13 protein-coding genes are annotated in these 14873 nt (G+C 64.1%); 7 read left to right on the top strand and 6 right to left on the bottom strand.

Going from position 1 to position 14873, the window contains the following annotated elements; genetic code table 11:
- The first annotated feature begins 117 nt into the window (after window positions 1-117).
- Window positions 118-465 carry a metalloregulator ArsR/SmtB family transcription factor gene (locus tag FJ953_RS13705; protein WP_140624541.1) on the top strand — a complete coding sequence of 116 codons (348 nt, stop codon included), beginning with the start codon at window positions 118-120 and terminating at the stop codon, window positions 463-465.
- A 25-nt stretch (window positions 466-490) separates the two neighbouring features.
- Complete coding sequence (locus tag FJ953_RS13710; RefSeq protein ID WP_140624542.1) at window positions 491-2374, top strand: ABC transporter ATP-binding protein/permease; 1884 nt, start codon at window positions 491-493, stop codon at window positions 2372-2374.
- 31 nt (window positions 2375-2405) lie between these two features.
- On the opposite strand, the gene FJ953_RS13715 is transcribed toward FJ953_RS13710, so the two are convergent.
- Window positions 2406-3287: an SMP-30/gluconolactonase/LRE family protein gene (locus FJ953_RS13715; protein ID WP_140555771.1), complete on the bottom strand. Its 882-nt coding sequence runs from the start codon at window positions 3285-3287 to the stop codon at window positions 2406-2408.
- A gap of 212 nt (window positions 3288-3499) precedes the next feature.
- On the opposite strand from FJ953_RS13715, the gene FJ953_RS13720 reads away from it, so the two are divergent.
- Together FJ953_RS13720 and FJ953_RS13725 are read left to right on the top strand one after the other, a co-directional pair.
- Window positions 3500-4198, top strand: coding sequence for a phosphatidylserine decarboxylase (locus tag FJ953_RS13720; RefSeq protein ID WP_140624543.1), 699 nt, complete (start codon window positions 3500-3502; stop codon window positions 4196-4198).
- Between the two features lie 3 nt (window positions 4199-4201).
- Window positions 4202-5020, top strand: coding sequence for a phosphatidylcholine/phosphatidylserine synthase (locus FJ953_RS13725; protein ID WP_140494505.1), 819 nt, complete (start codon window positions 4202-4204; stop codon window positions 5018-5020).
- 100 nt (window positions 5021-5120) lie between these two features.
- On the opposite strand, the gene FJ953_RS13730 is transcribed toward FJ953_RS13725, so the two are convergent.
- Both FJ953_RS13730 and FJ953_RS13735 read right to left on the bottom strand, forming a co-directional pair.
- Window positions 5121-7343, bottom strand: a complete 2223-nt coding sequence (locus FJ953_RS13730) for an AMP-binding protein (protein ID WP_140624544.1) — start codon at window positions 7341-7343, stop codon at window positions 5121-5123.
- Window positions 7344-7479: 136 nt separating this feature from the next.
- Window positions 7480-7887, bottom strand: coding sequence for a 4-oxalocrotonate tautomerase family protein (locus FJ953_RS13735; RefSeq protein WP_140494501.1), 408 nt, complete (start codon window positions 7885-7887; stop codon window positions 7480-7482).
- Window positions 7888-8000: 113 nt separating this feature from the next.
- On the opposite strand from FJ953_RS13735, the gene FJ953_RS13740 reads away from it, so the two are divergent.
- Window positions 8001-8864 carry a LysR substrate-binding domain-containing protein gene (locus FJ953_RS13740; protein WP_140624545.1) on the top strand — a complete coding sequence of 288 codons (864 nt, stop codon included), beginning with the start codon at window positions 8001-8003 and terminating at the stop codon, window positions 8862-8864.
- A gap of 169 nt (window positions 8865-9033) precedes the next feature.
- On the opposite strand, the gene FJ953_RS13745 is transcribed toward FJ953_RS13740, so the two are convergent.
- On the bottom strand, window positions 9034-9936 hold the full coding sequence (locus FJ953_RS13745; RefSeq protein WP_140624546.1) for a DMT family transporter: 903 nt from the start codon (window positions 9934-9936) through the stop codon (window positions 9034-9036).
- Between the two features lie 55 nt (window positions 9937-9991).
- On the bottom strand, window positions 9992-10879 hold the full coding sequence (locus FJ953_RS13750; protein ID WP_140624547.1) for a DMT family transporter: 888 nt from the start codon (window positions 10877-10879) through the stop codon (window positions 9992-9994).
- A 320-nt stretch (window positions 10880-11199) separates the two neighbouring features.
- Here FJ953_RS13750 and FJ953_RS13755 point away from each other — a divergent pair, with 320 nt between their 5' ends.
- Together FJ953_RS13755 and FJ953_RS13760 are read left to right on the top strand one after the other, a co-directional pair.
- Window positions 11200-11781, top strand: coding sequence for a VOC family protein (locus FJ953_RS13755; RefSeq protein WP_140624548.1), 582 nt, complete (start codon window positions 11200-11202; stop codon window positions 11779-11781).
- 27 nt (window positions 11782-11808) lie between these two features.
- Window positions 11809-12696 carry a glutathione S-transferase family protein gene (locus tag FJ953_RS13760; protein ID WP_140624549.1) on the top strand — a complete coding sequence of 296 codons (888 nt, stop codon included), beginning with the start codon at window positions 11809-11811 and terminating at the stop codon, window positions 12694-12696.
- 153 nt (window positions 12697-12849) lie between these two features.
- Here the strand turns inward: FJ953_RS13760 and FJ953_RS13765 are convergent, their stop codons facing one another.
- Window positions 12850-14361: a peptidase S10 gene (locus tag FJ953_RS13765; protein ID WP_140624550.1), complete on the bottom strand. Its 1512-nt coding sequence runs from the start codon at window positions 14359-14361 to the stop codon at window positions 12850-12852.
- Window positions 14362-14873: the final 512 nt, after the last annotated feature.

Consider the following 14873-nt stretch of genomic DNA (forward strand, 5'->3'; position numbering starts at 1 on the left):
GCGTCAGCGGGGCGGCTGCAAGCCGTTCCGAAGCCGATCCTTCGCAGCCCTCCGCCTGCAATCTCCCCATCCGGCCAGCTTGCCTCGTCATCGTTCATCGTCTATCGCCGATGAACGATGACCGAATCCCTGCCTGAATTGGACCGCGCGACGAGCGCGCCAACCTCTTGCACCACCGACAGCCACTCCATCGCGGCCCGCTTCGCCGCGCTCTCGCACCCTGCGCGCATCGAGATCCTGAAACGCCTGTCCGCCAGCGGTTTCTGCTGCTGTCGGGACGTTGTCGACCATCTCGATCTCGCCCAGTCGACCGTCTCGCAGCATCTGAAGATCCTGGTCGAGGCGGGGCTGGTGCGCTTCGCGCCTGACCGCCAGCGCTCGCGCTACGAGGTGGACCAAGCCGCGCTTGCCGGCGTGTCGGCTTCGCTGAGCGCGCTCGTCGTTTCCTGCTCGACCAGCCGCTGACCCTCTCACCCAAAAGGCAAGAAAAGTGGCCGAAAAAACCGTCTCCGCCGATTCCCCGACCTTCAAGACGCTGCTTAACCTCTGGCCCTATATGTGGCCGGCGGATCGTGCCGATCTGCGGGCGCGCGTCACCTGGGCGACAATTCTGCTGGTGGTTGCCAAGCTGACATTGGTCGCGGGACCCTATTTCTTCAAATGGGCGACCGACGCCTTGGCCGGTGACGGCAGATCGACGCCGCCGCTGCCCGCCTTCCTGCTCGCCCCAGTCATGTTGGTTGTCGCCTACAATGTGGTGCGGCTCGTGCAACTCGGCTTCAACCAGTTGCGCGACGCGCTGTTTGCCCGCGTCGGCCAGTACGCGGTGCGCCAGCTTGCCTTCCGCACCTTCGTCCACATGCACCAGTTGTCCCTGCGCTTCCATCTCGAACGGCGCACCGGCGGCTTGTCGCGCATCATCGAGCGCGGCACCAAGGGCATCGAGACGATCGTGCGCTTCATCATGCTCAACACGGCGCCGACCATCCTCGAATTCGCGCTGACCACGGGCATCTTCGCCTACACCTATGGCTGGAAATACGTAGCCGTGGTGGCGGTCACCGTCTGGCTCTATGTCTGGTTCACGGTTCGCGCCAGCGACTGGCGCATTTCGATCCGCCGCGACATGAACGACAGCGACACCGACGCCAACACCAAGGCGATCGACTCTCTGCTCAATTTCGAGACGGTCAAATATTTCAACAACGAGGCCATGGAGGCCGAGCGCTTCGACCGCTCCATGGCGCGCTACGAGATATCGGCGACGAGAATCTGGACGTCGCTCGGCTGGCTGAATTTCGGCCAGGGCGTCATCTATGGGCTGGGCACGGTCATCGTGATGTGCATGTCCGCGCTCGAAGTGCAACGTGGCACGCAGACCGTCGGTGATTTCGTCTTCATCAACGCCATGCTGATGCAGCTCTCGGTGCCGCTCAATTTCATCGGCTTCATCTACCGCGAGATTCGCCAGGGCCTCACCGATATCGAGCAGATGTTCGACCTGCTCGACGTGCCGCAGGAGATCGTCGACAAATCTGATGCCAGGCCGCTCGCGATCGAGGCCGGCAAGGTCGAATTCCGTGACGTGCATTTCTCCTACGACCCGAACCGCAAGATCCTGAAAGGCATCAGCTTCGAGGTGCCGGCCGGCAAGACCGTCGCCATCGTCGGTCCTTCGGGCGCGGGCAAGTCGACCATCTCGCGGCTGCTGTTCCGCTTCTACGACATCCAGTCGGGCCAGGTGCTGATCGACGGCCAGGATGTCAGGGAGGTGACGCAGGAGAGCCTGCGCGCGGCGATCGGCATGGTGCCTCAGGACACCGTGCTGTTCAACGACACCATCGCCTACAACATCCGCTACGGCCGCATCGGCGCCAGCGAGGAGGAGGTGCGCAAGGCGGCCGAACTCGCCCAGATCGGCCCCTTCATCGAGCGGCTGCCCGAGGGTTACCGCTCGATGGTCGGCGAGCGCGGGCTGAAGCTTTCCGGCGGCGAGAAGCAGCGCGTGGCGATTGCCCGCACCATCCTCAAGGCGCCGCCAATCCTGATGCTCGATGAGGCGACTTCGGCGCTGGACAGCCATACCGAACAGGAAATCCAGGCCGCGCTCGACCTGGTCAGCCGGGGCCGCACCACCATCGTCATCGCCCACCGGCTGTCGACGGTGATCACGGCCGACGAAATCATCGTGCTCAAGGACGGCCAGATCGCCGAACGCGGCACACATGCCGATCTGATGCGCAAGCACGGGCTTTATGCCTCGATGTGGGACCGCCAGCGCGAGGCGACCGAAGCCGAGGAGCGTCTGCGCATCGCCCGCGAAAGCGACGAACTGGGTGTGGTGGTGCGCAGGCGCACGTCGGAGCTGTCGTAGCGGCGTTGGCTATCTCCGTCGCTTTCGCCAATCAGCGTGTGACCGAAATGTAAGACGGCCATCCCGCGCCAGGCGAGGAAACAGCGACGCCCAGCACCTGACCAGTGCGGGCGTCGCTTGTCATGTGGTCGAAGCCGCGCCACTCGGCTGCGGTGATGAACAGCGTCCTGCCGTCGACACCGCCCAGCATGCAGGCGAAGCAGCCGCGATCGGCGGTCACGGTCTGCATCACTTCACCGCCTTCGCGTACCTGCGCACAGCGCTTGTTGGGAACATCCGCGTACCAGACCGCCCCTTCGGCATCGAGGCAGATGCCATCGGGATAGCCGTCGACATCGGCCCACACCCGCCGATTAGCCAGAGTGCCGTCGGCGGCTATGTCGAAGGCGGTCAGCCGGTTGGAGTGGGACTCGGCAATGATCAGCGTCCTGTTGTCCGGGGTCACAGCCATGCCATTGGCAAACGCGATATTCCCAGCCACTTGCATGGCCGTCCCGTCCGGCGTGATCAGCACGATCGTGCCCGGGCCGAAATGCTGGCCGGGTGCCGGCGCCGGGCCGCCGCCATTGACATAGATATTGCCGCGCCCATCGACGACGATCTCGTTCCAGGGGCTTTTCGAAAGGTCGCGCAGATCGGCATGGGTGACGAGCCTGCCATCCACCTCCTGCCTTAGCAGCAGGCCTTCGCGGCCTGAAATCACGAGCAACCTGCCATCCGGCAGCCAGTCGATGGAGTAGGGCAGGACCGCTGGCACGGTGAGCATCACCCTGCTCTTGCCCTCGTCGCTCACGGCGACGATCTCTCCGGTACCCCAGTTGCAGAGCCACAGGCGTCCCTCATGCCAACGCGGCGATTCCCCGAAAGCGAGGCCCTTGGCAATAATCTTGGCGTTCTCGGCAACGGATGACATTGGCTGGCTCCTTGGCTGCGTGACCCACGTCACCGTTCCGAAGGCGTCGCGGGGCACTGTCCTGCCAAGGACGGGCGAGCGTATGGCTTGCCGACATGGCGGCCGACAATTCTAAAAGGCTACTGCGCGCCCCTCCCTCGCCATTGTCGCGTTGCGGGCAGAGGGTGTTTCGGTTATTGAGGCCGGACCTGAAACAGGGACTGCCCCATCCCATGAGCCTTGTCGATACGGTCAAGAACGCGTTCGTACCGATCCATCGCGAGGGCTATCCGTTCATCGCCGCCTTTGGCGCGGGCACGCTTTTCCTCGGCTATTTCTCCTCGATCCTGTTCTGGATCGGGCTCATCCTCACCGCCTGGTGCGCCTATTTCTTCCGCGATCCCGAGCGGGTGACGCCGGTCGACGACCGTCTGGTGGTGAGCCCCGCCGACGGCGTCATCTCGGCGGTCGGCCCGGCCGTGCCGCCGCGCGAGCTTGGCCTCGGCAATGCCGAAATGACCCGCATATCGGTGTTCATGAACGTCTTTTCCTGCCACGTGAACCGCGCCCCGGTGCGTGGCAAGATTTCCCGTATCGAGCATCGGCCCGGGAAGTTCCTTAATGCCGAACTCGACAAGGCAAGCACCGAGAACGAGCGCAACGGGCTGGTCATCGACAGCCCCAACGGCACCGTCGCGGCGGTGCAGATCGCCGGCCTCGTGGCGCGGCGCATCGTCTGCTGGGCCGAGACCGGCGGCTCGATCGCCATCGGCGAGCGTTTCGGCCTGATCCGCTTCGGCTCGCGCGTCGACGTCTTCCTGCCGGAGGCGGCGACACCACGCGTGGCCGTCGGCCAGACGGCGGTCGCCGGCGAAACGGTGCTGGCGGAATTCGGCGGTATCGCCGCCACGCCTCTCGTGCGGATATCCTGACCGGTGGGCGCGCCGTTCAAGAAATTCGAGGCACATGCCAGCGGCGGCCCGCGCATCCGCGAAATCCCGATGCGCATGGTGCTGCCCAATCTGGTTACGGTGCTCGCCATCTGTGCCGGCTTGTCCGGCATCCGCTTCGCTTTCGAGAACCGCTTCGAGCCCGCGGTGGTCATGGTACTGCTCGCCGCGTTTCTCGACGGCATAGACGGCCGGCTGGCGCGAATGCTGAAGGCGACGTCGAAATTCGGCGCGCAGATGGATTCGCTGGCCGACATCGTCAATTTCGGCGTCGCACCCGCGCTGGTGCTTTACGCTTTCCTGCTCGACCGCGCGGGATCGCCGGGCTGGATTGCCGCCCTTTTGTTCACCATCGCCTGCGGCATGCGGCTCGCCCGCTTCAATGTTCTTGACGAGGAAAAGGCCGAGCGGCCGGCATGGCAGACCGAATATTTCGTTGGGGTACCGGCGCCGGCGGGCGCCGTGCTGGTGATGCTGCCGCTTTATCTGTATTTCCTGCGGCTTGGGCTGGAGCCCGGCCGCCCGGCCGCCTTCATCGCCACCGGCTTCACCGTACTGGTCGCCTTCCTGCTGGTCAGCCGTTTGCCGGTCTATTCGGGTAAGAGCGTCAAGGTGCCGGGTGACAAGGTATTGCCGGTCATCCTGGGGGTCGTGCTCTACATCCTGCTCTTGATGACCTATCCCTGGTACACGCTGACGGCCTCCGTCGCCGGTTATCTCCTCTTCCTGCCCTTCAGCGTGCGTGCCTATTCGAAGCGCGCCAGGCTGGAAGGCGAGCAGGTGCCGCCTTCGGATATAGGATAACGCTGTTATCCCTCTTTGAAGGCGACAGAGGGTGCATTGAACGCCAACGCTTTGCGCCCGGGCCTGCGATTTAGGCGAGACGACCCTTCAGGCCGTTCGCCTACGCCGCCGCACTCAGCCCCAGACGATCGATGGCCAGTCTGCGGGCCGACACGTAGTCGGTCTTGCCCGAGCCCAGCGCCGGGATCTCTTCCACCTTGACGATGTCGTTGGGCACCATCAGTTCGGCCGCCCCGGCCTTCTTGCCGAATTGGCGCAGTTCCTCGGCACTCGCATCGTCGGCGGTGGTCACCAGCACGATGCGCTCGCCGCGCCGTTTGTCGGGCACCGCCACGGCGGCATGGCGCTCTTCCGGCCACAGCGACTGCACCAGCATCTCGACCGCACCCAGCGACACCATCTCGCCGGCGATCTTGGCGAAACGCTTGGCCCGGCCGCGAATGGTGATGAAGCCCTCGCGGTCGACCGAGACGATGTCGCCGGTGTCGTGCCAGCCCTCGAGCCGCTGCAATTCGCCCGGTCGGTCGGCGGTCATGTAGCCCATCATCATATTCGGGCCGTCGAGCCACAGACGGCCGGCGCCATCGATGCCGTCGACGGGTTCGAGCTTCATGCGGATGGCCGGCAGCAGCCGCCCGACGGTGCCGTCGCGGCTATGGATGGCGGTGTTGACGGCAACCACGGGCGCGGCCTCGGTCAGCCCAAAGCCTTCGATGATCTCGGCCTGGAAACGCTCGCGATAGGTGCGGCGGGTTTCCGGCTTCACCGCTTCGGCGCCGGCGACGACGAAGCGCAGGCTGGAAAAATCGCCGTCCTTGGCGGTGCGCGCGTAATTGGCGAGGAAAGTGTCGGTGCCGAACATGACCGTCGGCTTCACCTTACGGGCGATCTCGGGGATGATCTTGTAATGGAGAGGCGAAGGGTAAAGGAACAGCTTTACGCCTGTAACCAGCGGCAGGATGGTGCCGCCCGTCAGCCCGAAGGAGTGGAACACAGGCAATACGTTGAGCAGGATATCGGCCGGCGAGATGGTGATACGGGCTTCCGCCTGCATGGCGTTGGCGTAAAGGTTCTTGTGCGACAGCACCACCGCCTTCGGCGTGCCTTCCGAACCGGAGGTGAACAGGATGACCGCGGGTTTGGCTGCGTCCTGGCGCTGCAGCGGCCAGCGCCACAGCAAGGCGGCGGTAAGCTTTTCCAGCGCCGTCACGCTTGCGCGTGTATCCTCCAGCCAGAGAAATTTCGCGCCGCCCTTTTCGACCGCCGTCACGATATCGCCGAGGTCGGCCTTCTCGATGAAGGCGCGGGAGGAGACGACCGTGCGGATCACCGCCGTGCGGATGGCGGCGGTGACGCTGGCCGGACCCGCGGTGTAGTTGATCATCGCGGCCACCCGCCCGGCCGAGAGCAGCCCGACCAGGGACAGCACCACGCCATTGGCGTTGGGCAGGAGCAGGCCGACCGCTTCGCCGGGCGCCGTCACCGTCTCGAAACGCCTGCCCAGCACGCGCGCGCCGATAAACAGTTTTCGATAGCTGAGCGCGCCCGAGACGACGTCCTCGATGATCGGATGCGATGCGCCGACCCTGGTTGCGGCGTCACGCATGGCCAGGAACAGGCCGCGATCGAGATCGGCGGCTGCGAAGCGCGCCTCGGCGAAGCGGTCGAACAGCGCGTTGGTGTTCGAGGCCTGCTCGGGAATGCGCGCCACCAGCTCGGCAATGGTCATTGGTTCCAATGCGCTGATCGACAGGCGCGGGAACCAGCGCCTTGGCACGATGCTGGCCGGCGTCAACGAGACCGGAAGGTCGCGGGCGCCGCCGACGAAGATCGGCACGATGCGGGCGTCGGCCTGCATGGCGATGCGCGTGACAGCGCGAAACAGCCGGAACGACTTGACGTCGGGCTCGACCGCGTTCGGCAGGTAGACGGCAAGCCGGCCCTTGCCCTTCAGCACGCGCACCAGCCTGCGGCTGACGAAGACGTGTTCGGCGTTGAAGGCGATGGTGCGGCCAAGCTCGCGCCACGGCTCTAGCCATGGTGCCCTGGCCGAGGCTCCGTCGAGGATGTGCAGCGTGTCGTCAGGCAGCAGCGACAGCATCAGCGCCGGTTCGAAGTGCGACTGATGTGAGATGACATAGATGACTGGCGCCGCCGCATCGCGCGCGATTGCCATGCGGCTGTCGCTGATCCGGTAGGCGAGCTTGAACGGCACGTAGAGCAGCGCCTGGGCAAAGCGCAGGCCGAGGCGGAACTTTTCCACTACCCCGATCAGCAGCCAGGCCACGACCAGACCCGCAAGCAGCGCCAGTGTCAGGATCATGCCGCGTCTCTCCCAACGTTCCTTGCACCTCGGCTCTGCGGCCGCTTCGGCAAGAACCTAGACGATGTGCGGGCAAGGTCAATGCGCAAGGGCCTCTTGCCGCCTCTCACGAAGGGAAGGGCAAAAGCGGCATCCTTTACGCCGCCTTCAGTCTCCCGCTGATGAAGCGGAATTCCTGCGTTTTGCCGCCATAACCGTAGGCGGCGGCCGGCACTTCGTGGACGAAGGCGTAGCTTTCTTCGTGCACGGACCCGAGCAGGCGCCCGAAGGCGGCGAAGATCGCCTTGAGATAGGCTTCCAGCTCGAGCTTGGTGTTGGTGCCGTCGACCACCTTGATGTCGAGCCAGAACGTATTGGTCCCATGCTCGGCCAGCGATGTGCCGCCGGCGAACCAGTGCTGCGGATCGAGATAGGAGACGGCAACCGCCGTTATGGTCGGATCCTTGCGAAGGTGCGTGGCGGTGAGTTCGGTCGCCTCCTTGGCGATCCTGGCGGACAGCGTGGCGTCGGGCTTCCCGGTGACGCTGACGTTGATGATGGGCATTGTCCTTCTCCTTGGTTCTGGCGGCCTCTGTCAGCCGATGACGCAACCCTGTCACCAACCAGGAAACATGAAAATCGAATTGTTTTCAGAGAATACTTCGATAATATCGAATCATGAAAACGCTCGATCCCGACCTCTTGAGGACATTCCTCGCCTTCGCCGACGGCGGCTCGCTGGCGCAGGCGGCCTCTATCGTCGGCCGTTCACCGTCGGCTGTGACGGCGCAGATGCAGCGGCTGGAAGAGGCTGTCGGCGAACCGCTGCTGGCACCGCAGGGCAGGGGCCGCAGCCTGACGCCGACCGGTGAGGAGCTTGTCGGCCATGCCCGGCGTATCCTTGCAGCGCATCGTGAAGCCTGGCTCGGCCTGAAGGGCGCAAAGGCCGATGGACGCATCGCGATCGGCACGACACAGGATTTCGCCGACAGCGGCTTGCCCGATCTGCTGCGTGCCTTCGCTGAAAGCCATCCGCGCGTCAGGATCGAGCTGCGCGTCGGCCGCTCCGCCGAGCTGGCGCAAGCCCTTCAGGGCGGTAGCCTGGATCTGGCGATCGTTATGCGGCAAGCTGCGACGCCGGACGAAATCGGCATGCTGCGCGAGCCGATGATGTGGCTCTGTTCGCAAAAAGGGCTGGCTGCGCGACAGGACGAATTGCCGCTTGCGCTGCTCGATCCGCATTGCGGCTTCCGCGAAGCGGCGATCTCGGCGCTCGATTCGGCCGGCCGGCGCTATCGCATTGCGGCCGGCAGCGCGAGCCTGGCCGGCCTGCGCACGGCGGTCAAGGCCGGCATTGCGTTGACGCTGCGCACCGCGCGCTTTGCCCATTCCGGCATCGTCGAAGCACCGCGCACGTTCGACCTGCCGCCCGTGCCCGTTGCCGAATTCGCCATCCGGCTGCGCGCCGATGCCGAGAACCCGGCGCGGGATTTGGCCGCACTGCTCGGCGCCGGCCTGGCTGTGCCAGGACTTTTTGGCTGACAGCTGCCTGTCTTCAGGCGTGGGGCCAAAGAAAAAGCCGACCTTGCGGTCGGCTTGGAGTAGGACGGACCGAGGGGTTTGGGGGGACTCGGGGGGTGGTCCGTCGGCTCAACAATGCCTGAACCGGATGATGGTTCCGTGACTGCGCAAATTTTTTTTGGCTCGGCTTTCACAACGGACCTGGCGCTTGTTGCTGCTTTGCCGACAGCCAGTCGCGGCCGGCATGGGCAAAGACCGCGCAAAGCACGATTGCGCCCCCGATCATGCTGGCCACGGGCGGTATCTCGGCCAGGAAAAGGAAGGCAAACAGGATCGCGAACGGCACTTCGGCAGAGCCGAGCAGGCCGGATTCAGCCGCCGGGATGAGCCGCGCGCCTTCCGTCCACAGGATCGAGGAGAGCGCAAAGCTCGAACCGAAGGCGACGAGCAGCACGGCATCCCTTGCCGAGACGGCAAGCGGGTCGGTGACGAACCAGCCGAGTATGAACAACAGCAGGGCCGAGACCGCGCCTGCCCAGACCGCCGGCGTGTCGCGGAAGGCGCGCACCATGATCATGTAGAGCGCGCTGCCGATCGTCATCAGCAGCGCCAGCCCGTCTCCGAACAGATTGCCTGTGCTGAAGCTCGACCAGACCATGACCGCAACGCCGCAAAGCGAGACGGCGGCGGCTAACATCGTCTGAAGGCGGAAGGGCTCGCGCACCAGCAGGAAGGCGAGCAGCGCGGCAATGAAAGGCGACGTCGCGTAGATGACCGTGACATTGGCGACGAAGGTGAATTTGAAGGCGCAGATGAAGGCGATGCTGGCCAGCGCGCCTTCCACCGCCAGCAGCCAGCCGCGCCAGCCGAGCCGCAGCGTTTCGCGGTTGCCGGAGCGGTGGCGGCGCCACAGCACATAAAGGCTGATCAGGATCGAGCCGACGAAACCGCGCCAGCAGGTGATGGTCAGCGGATCGGCATGGATCGATTTGGTCAGCACGCCGGTCAATCCGAACACCGCCGCCGACGACGACACCAGGATGATGCCAAGTGTCCGTTCTGCGGTGTCGGTGGCGGCTGCTACATCGGTCATGAAAGCCAATTTACGTGGTTCTGTCCTGACATCGTAGTGTCAGAAGTCTGGCCCGTCACAGCCGTTTGCGGAAATGCTCGCCGCCGACGATCAGCAGCCCTGCGGTGATGATGAGAGCAGCGCCGAAAAACACTTCGCGACGCGGCACGTCGCCCCAGATGGCGAAGCCGAGCGCGAAGGCCCACAACAGCGAAGTGTATTCCAGCGGCGCGATGATCGAGGCCGGCGTCCGTTTCATGCCTTCGAAGAGAAGATACTGCGCCAAGCCGCCGAGCGCGCCGACGCTGGCAAGCAGAAGCAGTTCGCTCCAGCCGGGCATCTGCCACCAGAGTAGCGCGGGCACCGCCGAGAATATCAGGAAATAGAAATTGTTGAGCAGGAGCTGGATCATCGAGCGCTCGGCAAGTGCTGTCTTGCGCAACAGCACGATGGCGACGCCCCACAGGAAAGCGGCGGCCAGCACCAGCAGCACCGGCACGGACAGGCCGAGATGGGCAGGGTCGCAGGCGACGAAGACGCCGGCGAAGCCGATCGCCACCGCCAGCCAGCGTAGCATGGGCACTTTTTCGCCAAGCATCACCACCGAAAGCACGATGACGATGATCGGGGCCGCGTAATAGACGGTGGTCAGTTCGGCGAGCTGCAGGCTGCGCGCGGCATTGTAATAACAAAGCCACGCCGCCAGGGTGAAGACGCTGCGCAACAGCATCGGCCACACGATCGGCGACCGCGCCGTCTCCGCATAGAGATGCCGTCCGCCGATCGCCGCGCAGGCGGTCAGTATGGTGATGCTGCGGAAGAACAGGATCTGCCAGACGCTCATGCCGGCTACCAGCAGCTTGATCGAAGCGTCCTGCGTCGAAAAAAGCAAATAGGCGGCGCCGGTCAGGAGGATACCGGCGAGAACCCTTTCGCGTGTTTCGAGAATGGCGACATCGGCCATGCGACAAGCGGCCTTGTGTGAAAACGGCTCCGGCCCCTGTCGGCTCCGCTCCCGCCAGCTATAGGGGCGAAACCTTGCATGGCGCTGCTCCAGCGCCGTGCTTGCGTTGGGGCAGGGCCCCCGATGCGGCTTCTGGCGCGGCGCGACTGATTGGTTTAGCATCGTCTCACAAAGCCGGCGCGTAAGGTTCGGCGAGCCAAGGGAACGGTGCGGATCAGGAAGCCAGCACTCGCATAAGAGACGCCATTCGCATCATGCGCGGCGGGCCTGACAGCTGGCACTTACGGATATCGAAACGCCGACATCAGGGGGAGAACGCAATGCAGAAACTGCAATCGCAAGGCGTCCATCACATCACGCTGGTCGGCGCCGATCGCCAGACATCGATCGATTTCTGGGAAGGCGTGCTGGGCATGCCTTTCATTTTCGAGCAACCCAACCTCGACAAGGCAGCCGAAAGCCATCTCTATTTCGATCCGGGCGACGGGCGGCTGATCACCATCTTTACCGACGAGACCCGCACGCCGGCAAAGCGCCGCACCCCGACCGACACGGGCTGCGTCCACCACATCGCCTTTGCCGTGTCGCGCGTCACCTTCCTGCAGGCGGTCGCCCGGCTTGACGAGCGCGCCATCAAGCACAGTGGCGTCAAGGACCGCGGTTTCATGGATTCGATCTATTTCGAGGATCCGCTTGGCCTGCTGATCGAACTTGCTTCCTACCGTTTCGAGCCGCCGGCCGGCTTTGGCCATGCCGACGTGCTGATGGAAGCGCACAAGCTCCGCGTCGCGCGTGGCGACTACAACATCGCCGAGGCGCATCTGGCCGACGCCATCCAGGCGCTGGTCGAGCGCTCGCGCGCGACATTGTCGGCCGACAGGACGCCGCGCAATTCATATTGATTTTTGAACAAGCAAAGGGAGGAACACATGGCGAAGACAGCGACGAACGGTGCGAGGAAGCCGGCGGCCAAGGGCACACCAAAGGCTATGGCAAAACCAGCAGCAAAAGCTTCAGCCAAGCCGGCACCAAAAATATCGGCAAAGCCTTCGGCCAAGGCGGCGTCAAAAGCAGCAACCGCCGGCAAAACCGCGTCCAGGACCAAGGGGAAATCGGCGAAGAACCCCGCCCTGATGATCAGCATGCTGAAGCCCAGCGTCAACAACATGACGGTTCGGGTGTTTGCCCGCGCCGCCGGGCTGGACCATGCCGAGGCCGACGCCTGGGGCAGCACGCGTTCGCCCGAATTCATGGCGCGCAACCCGGCCCATCTGACTCCGATGATCGAGGACAAGGGCCTGCCGCGAGGGGTGCTTTGGGAAAGCTGCGCCATCATGCAGTATCTCGCCAACAAGCACGGGCTGGAGAAATTCTACCCCAAGGCGCCTGCCAAGCGGGCGATGATCGACAGCGCCATGTTCTACCTGATCGGCACGCTCTATCCCTATGTGGCGCGCGCCACCTATCCGGCGCTCGGTTTCCCGCAATATGCCGGAGAGGTCGGCCACAGCGACGCTCATCCCGACAGGAAGGCCGAGGCCCAGAAGGCGGCGATCGCCGCCATCTCCGAACCGCTGGAGGTGTTCCACTCCTTCTTCAGGGACGGCAAGCCCTTCATTGGAGGCAAGAACCCGTCTATCGCCGATATCCGCCTGGCGGCGACACTCGAATTTCTCGCCGTCATCGACTATGCCCTGCCCGAATGGGCCAGCGACTACATGGCCGCGATGGAGAAGAAGCTCGGCAAGGCCTATGCAGACCCGGCCAGCGACGTGCGCGGCTACATTGCCCATGTGAAGTCACAGCCACGGGTGTGAGATCGCTTCGGCGCCGCAGGCCGGTTGAAGGCAGCCGGCGGCCAAGATGAACTGCGATGTCCTTCGCGGCTCCTTTGCCTGGAGGACAGAGGAGCGAACGGTCCCGCCAGCGTATCGCGGACTGCCCGTCACTCCGGTGCTACCAAGCGACGCTTACTGCGTCGCTTGGTAAAGCTCCGCCGCCGCTGCCTTGAGCGCCCGCCTTCCGTCCGGCCTGAAATACATCATGTGTCCTCCGTCCAGCACATCGACGCGGATGGGCTTTGCACCGGCGAGCGTCGGTACCTGGTTCACCAGATAGCGAGATGCCAGATAGGGCGTGACGAGGTCGGTGTAGCCGTTGACGATGACGACGCCGAGCGCGGGATTGAGCGAGCGCGCCCGCTGCAGATCGTTCATCACGCCGGCATAGCCCTGCCGCGATGTGCCGTAGTCCCAATTGCGGCTGATCTCGCCATTGAGCAGCCGGTAGCTGACATCGGTGTGGTAGTTCAATTCGTCGCGGGCATAGCCGACAAAAGCCGAGGTCAATGCTGGAACGCTGCGGTCGAGCACAGGATCGGGTCCGGCGGTGCGAGCGCTTTCAGGAGCGATGTCGGCCGTGCCGATCATGGCGTCATAGGGGCTGAGCACCTTGCTTTTCGAGCGGGCAAACTCCCTCGCGAAAAGGCTGGTCGGTATACGCGCGAAATTCCGCTGCACGAGGTCGAGGGGCAGGCCGGTGATCTCGGCCACCCGCTGGCTCGCCAGCCGCCCGCCTTGCTCCAGCCCGCTGGCCAGCGCCGTGAGGTAGTCGCCAAGCGCATAGCGCTCGACCGCGGCCAACTGCGCCCGCAGCGCCTCGCCGGTAACGCCGTCGGCACTGAGCCGCACCGACGCCAGCGAGGGGAGTTCGAGAGCCCAGTGCAGCGGCTCGAATTCGTCGGGTTGCACCAGCATGAATTCCAGCGCCGGCGAGATCAGCACGATGCCGCTCGGGCTAAGGCCGACATCTTCCTGCAAAGTCCTGGCCAGCAGTGCCGCGCGAAACCCGCCATAGCTTTCCCCGGCAAGGAAAAGCGGCGAGCCGCTGCGGCCGTTCTGCGCCAGATAGAGCCGGATGAAGGCGCCGATCGAGCTGGCGTCCTGGTTGACGCCCCAGAAATCGTGGGTGTTCTGCCCGGGAGCCTCGCGGCTGTAGCCGGTGCCGACCGGATCGACAAAGACGAGGTCGGTCATGTCGAGCCAGCTGTCTGGATTGTCGACGATCTTTTGCGGTGGCGGCAGGAATTCGCCATCGGCTCCGGTCGTGATGATGCGCGGACCGAGCGCACCGAGATGCAGATAGGCGGAAGCCGCCCCGGGGCCGCCATTGAAGACGAAGGTAATGGGGCGTGGTGCCGTTTTTGCCGCGTCGGCCGGTGGCCGCAGCGTATAGGCGACATAAAAGATCTCCGCCGTGACGTCGGCCTTGCCTGAAAGCAGCGCCAGCGTGCCGGTCTTGGCCTGATAGTCCAGCTTGCGTCCGGCAACCGTGATCGAATGGCTGGTGACCTGCGGCGGCGGCAGCAGCGACAGCACACCGCCGGTCGGCGCCGGCCTCTCCGGCGTTTCAGCCAGGACAGGCTGTGCGAAGGCAGCAAGCATCAGCAGGATGAGAGAGATCAGTTTCAACTTGAACGGCATGACGCCTCCGCGAGAACGCTTGTCGCATAGCTATAGCCGATGCGATCGAAGTCAAAGGAAAGGCTTGTCCGGCTGAAGACGGATCGCCCGCCATCAAGCAACGAATCCGGGTCAGCGGTTCCGTGCAAGCCTTCTCGACGCGCTATTGAGAGAGCATTGAATGAAAAAAACCGCCTGTACGGCGGGTCCGTGGCGCAACTCAGCACCATAACCAGAAATGTACCATAGCTGCCTTCACCCTGTCAAGAAAAAATTCCTATCAGGAGAAACCGTTGGCACACCCGACTGCCCATCGCCAGCCTTGTTGACCCGAGTCGGTCACCAGAAAATGGGACGACGGCACTCGCACGGCTCAGACGGTCTTTGAGACCTCGTCCGTCAATGTCCATTTGGGATAGTGATTGCGCGCCTGTGTCCCAACGCGATGATTATGTTTGCTTTCCGGTGTGATCGGGTCAAATCTTGGTGGGTTGACGCATGCCAGCGCCAGAAACGATCGTCGAAAGGGGCAG

This window comes from Mesorhizobium sp. B2-3-6 (assembly GCF_006442305.1).
Classification (GTDB): Bacteria; Pseudomonadota; Alphaproteobacteria; order Rhizobiales; family Rhizobiaceae; genus Mesorhizobium.